Here is a 2292-nt window from a genome sequence, read left to right on the forward strand (position 1 = left end):
GCCGGACCGCGCCACGCGGTGGTCGTCAGGCTCGGCCCCCCGGAGGGGCCCGCGCGTCAGAGCTGTTCGATCACGTAGTCGACGCAGGCCGTCAGGGCCTCGACGTCCGACGGGTCGATCGCCGGGAACATCGCGATGCGCAGCTGGTTGCGGCCGAGCTTGCGGTACGGCTCGGTGTCGACGATGCCGTTGGCGCGGAGGACCTTGGCGACGGCCGCCGCGTCCACGTCGTCCGTGAAGTCGATCGTGCCGATGACGGCCGACCGCTTGGCCGGGTCGGTCACGAACGGGCTCGCGTGCTTGGAGGCCTCGGCCCAGCCGTAGAGCGTGCGGGCGGAGGTCGCCGTGCGGCGGACCGCGAAGTCCAGGCCGCCCTGGCCGTTCAGCCACTCCAGCTGCTGGTTCAGCAGGAAGAGGGTGGAGAGGGCCGGGGTGTTGTACGTCTGGTTCTTGAGGGAGTTGTCGATCGCGGTCGGCAGGGAGAAGAACTCGGGGACGTGCCGCCCGGACGCGTGGACGCGGGCCGCGCGCTCCAGGGCCGCGGGGGAGAACACCGCGAGCCACAGGCCGCCGTCGGAGGCGAAGGACTTCTGCGGGGCGAAGTAGTAGACGTCGGTCTCGGCGATGTCGACGGGCAGGCCGCCCGCGCCGGACGTGGCGTCGACCAGCACGAGCGCGCCCTCGTCGGCGCCCTCGACGCGCTTGACGGGCGCCGCGACGCCCGTGGAGGTCTCGTTGTGCGTGAGGGCGTAGACGTCGGCGCCCGCCTCCGCCTTCGGCTCCGGGTGGGTGCCGGGCTCGGAGGAGATGACGGTCGGCTCGGCCAGCCACGGCGCGAGCTTCGCGGCCTTCGCGAACTTGGAGGAGAACTCGCCGAAGGAGAGGTGCTGCGACTTGTTCTCGATCAGGCCGTGCGTCGCGACGTCCCAGAAGGCGGTGGAGCCGCCGTTGCCGAGGATCACCTCGTAGCCGTCGGGCAGGGAGAACAGTTCGCGCACGCCGTCCCGCACCGAGCCGACCAGGTTCTTCACCGGGGCCTGGCGGTGGGACGTGCCGAGCAGAGAGGTTCCGGTGGCAGCCAGCGCGGCGAGCGCCTCCGTACGCACCTTGGACGGGCCCGCGCCGAAGCGACCATCGGCGGGCTTGATGTCAGCGGGGATCTGGATATCAGCCACGGAGGCAGCCTAGTCCGTGCGGAGTTTCCGATCAGTAAAACGTCCGTTCGGTGAGACGGGGGCGGGCGGGGGCTGTGCAGTATGGGAGGTATGGCTGATCTTGTGGAGGGTGACGCTGACGGCAGCGGCGACGACGCAGGCCGTACGGACCGCGAGGGGCTCCGTGGAGAACTGCGCGGGGAGCTGGCCGCCGCGCTCCGGAAGGGCGTGCGCGGCGACGTCCGCTTCGGGGCCGCCGACCGGGCCCTCGTGACCATGGACGCCTCGAACTACCGGCGCGTGCCCCTGGGCGTGGTCGCCCCCCGCGACGCCGAGGACGTGGCGGCCGTGCTCGCCGTCTGCCGCGCGCACGGCGTGCCGGTCGTCGCCCGCGGCGGCGGCACGTCGATCGCCGGACAGGCCACGGGCGAGGGCGTGGTGCTCGACTTCACCCGCCACATGAACGCGATCACGTCGATCGACCCGGAGGCCCGCACGGCCGTCGTCCAGCCCGGCGTCGTCCTCGACGCGCTCCGGGACGCGGCGGGCGCGCACGGCCTGACGTTCGGCCCCGACCCGTCCACGCACGCCCGCTGCACGCTCGGCGGCATGATCGGCAACAACGCGTGCGGCGCGCACTCCGTGGCCTGGGGCACGACGGCCGACAACGTGCACGCGCTGGACGTCCTCACGTACGCGGGCGAGCGGGCCCGGCTCGCACAGGGGTGGGAGGGGCTGCCGGAGCGGCTCGCCGGAGGCCTCCGCACCCTGGTCGGCGGCGAGTTGGCCGCGCTGCGCACCCGCTTCCCCGACCTGCCGCGCCGCATCTCCGGCTACGCGCTGGACGCCCTGCTGCCGGAGCGGCGCACCGACGTGGCCCGCGCCTTCACCGGCAGCGAAGGCACGCTCGGCGTGCTGACGGAGGCGACCGTACGGCTCGTGGAAGCGCCGCGCGCCCGGGCGCTGGCCGTGCTCGCGTACGCGGACGAGAGCGCCGCCGCGGACGCCGCCCACCTGCTCCTGCCGCACGGGCCGCTGACGGTCGAGGGCATGGCCGCCGACCTGGTGGGCCGCGCGGCGGCGGCCGGGCTGCCCGAGGGCGCCGCGTGGCTGTTCGCCGAGACGGGCGGGGCCACGG

At 74.1% G+C, this 2292-nt stretch carries 2 protein-coding genes; one reads left to right on the plus strand and one right to left on the minus strand.

What is annotated here, in order from left to right; genetic code table 11:
- Nucleotides 1-56: 56 nt before the first annotated feature.
- Nucleotides 57-1175, minus strand: coding sequence for a phosphoserine transaminase (gene serC / locus B7P34_RS35725; RefSeq protein ID WP_106682265.1), 1119 nt, complete (start codon nucleotides 1173-1175; stop codon nucleotides 57-59).
- A gap of 90 nt (nucleotides 1176-1265) precedes the next feature.
- Between serC and B7P34_RS35730 the strand changes: the two genes are divergently transcribed.
- A partial coding sequence (locus B7P34_RS35730) for an FAD-binding oxidoreductase (protein ID WP_146167035.1) occupies nucleotides 1266-2292 on the plus strand: 1027 nt, incomplete at its 3' end.

It is taken from the genome of Streptosporangium nondiastaticum (assembly GCF_003011965.1).
In the GTDB taxonomy this organism is placed as follows: domain Bacteria; phylum Actinomycetota; class Actinomycetes; order Streptomycetales; family Streptomycetaceae; genus Streptomyces; species Streptomyces nondiastaticus.